The following is a 4,810-nucleotide window of genomic DNA, read 5'->3' on the forward strand; positions in this document are numbered from 1 at the left end:
ACCGATCACCAGCCAATGCGGTCTTGCAGTGCTATAGCGGAGTTTGCTGAGCCTCGGCAGCAAGTCAGCGAAAAAACCGGGACGTTCGGTAACCCGCAGGGCCAGCCCATTAGCGACTACGTTGGTGTCAGGCTTGGCAATCAGATCCAGCAATTGGTCCTCAGTTGGCGCAGTCGATCCATCGCCTAGGTGCACAGCACCTTGAAGCCCGTCGTAGTCGCCCTCTGGGTCCATAACACAAAACTGGAAGCCTTTCTCCAAGAAGCCTTCCGTCAACGCAGTCGCCAATGTGGATTTGCCGATACCTGAGCTGCCTGCGATCAGAACCGTGTCGATCGGTGACAGATACTTCGCTTTGTCGCCTACCGTGCCAAGCAGGACGGCGTCACGAGACTTCCGCACGAGCTTACGGTCACTCTTAATCAGCTTTCTAATCAGTTGCTCCACGCCTTTACCGCGGGCGCCAGACATCACAAGATCGGCGGAGTTCTTGACCGCCGGCAGCGCATTGTCGACGGCTACGCCACAGCCGCAGGCCTGGAGGAAAGCATGATCGTTTTCGGCGTCGCCGACCGCGACCACGTTGCGGGGTGACAGGCGAAGGTCCTTGAGCGCTGCGGCGAGTCCCGTCGCCTTGTTGACGCCGCTCGGCAAAATCATCACGGCGCCCTTGTTGAAGACGATCTCCAACTCCAGCCCGAACTTCTTGATCACCTCAAGCACGGTCGCCTGGTGAGGTTCCCAGGTCGCCACGATAGAGCGCCCGATCGAAAGCGGTTTAACTCCGCGGTTTCTAAGTTCGCTGACGAAGTTCTCCAAAGGCGGGGGTGAGAGCGTTCGCTCTTCCTCGCTGGCGGGAGTGTAGATCAATGCGCCATTCTCAGCGATGACCTTGTCAAAAATGCCTACCCCTGGAAACACTCGCCTGAGATCGACTAGTTCGCGGCCTGTGACTAGGATGAGCTTGCGACCGGTGTTCTTCAACCGCTCGAGCGCCGATAAGGTCTTTTGCGAGACGATGCCATCATGCGCCAAGGTGCCGTCATAATCCGCCGCCAAGGCTATGAAATACATGCTATCGACCTTTCCATGTCCGTTGCCGCCCGCCAATCACCACGCGGCGCGATATGTGCTGATCGCTGGCTTGGAAAAGAACAACGCTTGTCGACCGAAATGGTTTGTGYCGAGCGTGGTCCTTTTCAATCATTGCGACGCCCGATGCTCGTCACCGGGATCTCCGAGGTACAACACAGGCCGGACGACACACTAGAGAGCATGCATGACAGGGTGCGTTTTAGGACGAATGTGCCCTTCCCGTGACCGCGTTTGCTGGCCTGCATTCGCGCGCCTCGCCGTTGTTATTCGCCGTTTGCCGATCCCACATCGGACACCCTCGACTCAAGGGACTGTTCAATTCGAGCTTAGCGGCCACTTATCGATCCTGCTCGGGCCTCGACTGCAAAAGCCCGCCATCGATGCTGTCAGGTAACCGTGGGTGAGTTGGCGCGCGGACAGATGCCGTAGTCATAGCGTCCGGCGGAAAGAGGATAACCATCTTCGCCTCGAGCTCCCGCCCGAGCGGTCTGCCGGCCACCGCGAATATGATTGCGAGCACACATGCCAGAAGAAGGGCTGCGAAAACATTCGCGATGACTTCGCCAAGCATGTGCGACTCCAAACAAATGAACACCCGCYGCATCGCAGGTTTGGGGCGGGTGTTCGTGTGTCGACGAGAAAGGGACTGATGCTCGCCGATTCTACCCAAATGAACCCCAACTGATTATGTTTCGAATTTCGGACCAATGCCTTCCGTTCTAGGACTTCAGTCGCAAGGGTGTCGGCAATCCAGCTTCAAGCCGCAACGCAACGCCACCAGATGGGCATTTCAAATGGACATATGACGATGTGACGCCTTGTCCGCCGAGATCAGCCTGGCGCTTTTCGCGCGGATGCACCCGGAACTACGCTTCGGTTTCGCCGTTCACCTTTCAGTTTACCAAGGAGCCTCCGATGACCGGCAAAGCACCACCTACACCTCCCGAAAACCAAAGCCCGAAGGGCGCCGGCGACTCGAAGCGCGCGCAACTTGATCAGAAGAACAAGGGCGGGTCCCCTGTTCAAGATCCAGAGAAACGCGGCCACCAGGGCAACACCAAAGTAAACGTCAATCCACAGCGCAGTCAGCAGGACCGTTGAACCATGTCGACATCCAGCAAGACGCCTGCGAGCATTAGGCAGGGCGGCCCGGGCGCAGCTCACGAGAACGCCAAAGCTCCATTGAAAAGCAGAAAACCGCCGGCGGAATCCGATCAGCGCAGCCGCAGCAAAGTCTCAGGCGGTGGCGGCGAGCGCGATCGTCATCGTGGCCATGATCCGGAGCGAAAAAGCGATACGCGACCTGCGCACCAAGAGTGACTCGCCTTTCTGGTTTCATAGCAAAGCATGATCAGGCTGTTGCTGCGCCCGGAGCGGGGGCGCGCATGATGGCTTTGAAGCAGGTGCAAATGACTTACCGCTTCTCAGACCTGCCCTATATGCTGACGATCCTTCGGGCAGAATGAACCGCGCGTCAGCACGACGACCCTAAGCTGGTCGCCCTGCAGGTCCGATTAGCGCCGTGGTGTTTTGGTGTGGTCGGGAAAGACATAATCCGGGAATTTGGCTTGAGCCGAGATATCCTGGCCTGTGAGTGGTGGCATAATGCACCGAACCCGCACCGCTGCGGCTTGTTCCGGGATTTGCGGGACGCAGGAGGTGGAAACTTGCTGCCTAAAGCACGTCGGCGTCGAGCTCGGCGCAGCAACGCGATTCGAAGTTGAAAACGCGATTCGCAGTTGAATCGGAAACGAAGCGAAAGGTTTGGGAGCTCCCGCAGCCAGAAGTATCGCGCTCGATGCAAACRACGCGTTCGCATCTCCGATAATTTTTCTTCTCAGCTGGAACTTTTGTCAGCTCCAGAAGTTTGGCCGCGCGGCGCAACTATCCAACCCGACATCCCTTTGTGCCGCACCGGGAGAATGACTCACCTCCCAACGAGCCCGCCCGTTGATCCTTTGCGGGCGGGCTTCTCCTTTGCGGGCGGGCTTCTCAGCACGTTAGGGAAGCGACGCCATTCCCTGATCCTTTCGTGAGTGGAACAGCGGCCCGGTGAAAACAGTTGTTGTCATGCAAAGGAGAATGACCATGGCGGCAGGTAAGAGCCAAGCAGATGCGGGTAGTGGATCGGCTACGGTYTCCGAAAAATTCCGGGTGCGGGCGCTTGCGGGTCAATACGGCCTAAGTGTCGAGCAAGCATGGGAGTTAGTGGYGCGGCATGGCAAGGACGAAGGAACCCTTAAGCAGAAGGCAGCTAAATTGAAGGCTGACCAAAACGCCGCGCAGAAATAATCGGACGCAAGTTTGGATTGAAATGCCCCCAATCCAATGACGCTCTACCGTGGAGYGCATGAGCATATCGGCGAAAAGCCCACAGCGACCGAATACGAGTCGCGGCGTTAACGTTTTATGGCGGATTGAATGACAAGAAGGGTGACCAAAACCGCATCACTTGGCGRCAGCAATGCCAGCTGCTGGACGGCGACAGCCAAGCAGACAGACTATGCGGTGCTTGCGGGCTACAGCCGAGTCGAGACAGTCATTGTAGGGGCGGGGATCGTTGGCCTCACGACCGCGTTGCGGCTCTGCGAGGCTGGCCGCTCCGTGGTTGTCCTCGAGGCGCTGCGTGTCGGCTGTCAGGTGACCGGCCGCTCGACAGCCAAGATCACAACCCAGCATGGCCTGATCTATCACGACCTTATTCGCAATCTTGGGCGGCCAGCAGCACAAAACTACGCCGATGCAAATCGCGCTGGTCTCGACCAGATTCTCGACTGGGCGATCGCGTATCGGATCGAGTGCGACCTCGAGATGAAATCGGCCTACGCCTATACCACGGAGATTGCGCGGCGTGGAGAATTAGCGGCTGAGATGAATGCGGCGCGACAAGTCGGTCTAGATGCCGAAGTGGTCGACCGCGCACCGCTTCCTTTCGATACTGCCGGGGCATTGCGCTTCCCCGACCAGGCGCAATTCAATCCGGTACAGTACACAGTCGGTCTTGCTCACGCCTTAGAGAAGTCGGGCGGTCGCGTTTTTGAAATGAGCCGCGTGGTCTCGATTGATGAAGCAAGCCGCTGGCGTATCTCGACAGACAACGGGATCCTGGATGCCGAGAACGTTGTCGTAGCCACGAACATGACGATCAAGAGCCCGATCGGGATGGCAAACCGGACCCAGCCGCGCAGCCACACGGCTATGGCGTTCCGACTTGATGATCCTACGCCGTTCGACGGCCTTTTCCTTGGCATCGACGAGCCGACCCGATCCATCCGAACAGCCCGCGACGACAAAGGGCCGTTGCTTTTGGTGCTCGGGCCGAAATTCAACGTCGGTCAGGAAGCGGACGTKGCCGGCAGGTTCGTGGAACTGGAGGCCTGGGCGCGCGCTAACCTTCCCGTGGGCGATGTCGCCTGGCGCTGGTGCAATGAAGACTACGACACGCCAGATCGCGTGCCCTATGCCGGCGAGCCAGAACCTGACAAGTCGCCGGGCTTTCATATTGCAACCGGCTTCAATGCCTGGGGCATCAGCAACGGGACAGCAGCCGGAAAGCTGATTGCGGATCGCATTTTGGATCAGCCATGTCCATGGGAGAAACTCTACGATCCGGCGCGGCCCTATGACGAGACGTTTCACGTCAACGGGGACAGCCGGTCGATCGTCGAAAGCTTCGATGAAATCGCGCCTGGAGAGGGCGGTGTCGTTGTGAATG

5 protein-coding genes are annotated in these 4,810 nt (G+C 58.3%); 4 read left to right on the plus strand and 1 reads right to left on the minus strand.

What is annotated here, in order from left to right; translation table 11 throughout:
- Positions 1 to 1,074, minus strand: a 1,074-nt coding sequence (locus ORS3428_RS18185) for an HAD-IIB family hydrolase (protein ID WP_122984385.1), incomplete at its 3' end; no start/stop codon positions are given.
- 936 nt (positions 1,075 to 2,010) lie between these two features.
- Here ORS3428_RS18185 and ORS3428_RS31590 point away from each other — a divergent pair.
- The 4 genes from ORS3428_RS31590 to ORS3428_RS18200 all read left to right on the plus strand — a co-directional run.
- Positions 2,011 to 2,196 (plus strand): hypothetical protein, encoded by a 186-nt coding sequence (locus ORS3428_RS31590; RefSeq protein WP_083355190.1) that lies wholly within the window; start codon positions 2,011 to 2,013, stop codon positions 2,194 to 2,196.
- Between the two features lie 3 nt (positions 2,197 to 2,199).
- Positions 2,200 to 2,415: a hypothetical protein gene (locus ORS3428_RS31595; protein ID WP_083355191.1), complete on the plus strand. Its 216-nt coding sequence runs from the start codon at positions 2,200 to 2,202 to the stop codon at positions 2,413 to 2,415.
- A gap of 768 nt (positions 2,416 to 3,183) precedes the next feature.
- Entirely contained in the window at positions 3,184 to 3,387 is a 204-nt protein-coding gene (locus tag ORS3428_RS18195) for a hypothetical protein (RefSeq protein ID WP_131802915.1), read from the plus strand.
- 129 nt (positions 3,388 to 3,516) lie between these two features.
- Positions 3,517 to 4,810 (plus strand): NAD(P)/FAD-dependent oxidoreductase (locus tag ORS3428_RS18200; protein WP_071099688.1); only part of this gene is annotated, 1,294 nt, incomplete at its 3' end.

This window comes from Mesorhizobium sp. ORS 3428 (genome assembly GCF_001854785.1).
Lineage (GTDB): Bacteria > Pseudomonadota > Alphaproteobacteria > Rhizobiales > Rhizobiaceae > Mesorhizobium.

Excerpts from the sequence above, each read along its gene's own strand:
- ORS3428_RS31590 (WP_083355190.1), top strand. The coding sequence starts at position 2,011 with ATGACCGGCAAAGCACCACCTACACCTCCCGAAAACCAAAGCCCGAAG.
- ORS3428_RS31595 (WP_083355191.1), top strand. The coding sequence starts at position 2,200 with ATGTCGACATCCAGCAAGACGCCTGCGAGCATTAGGCAGGGCGGCCCG.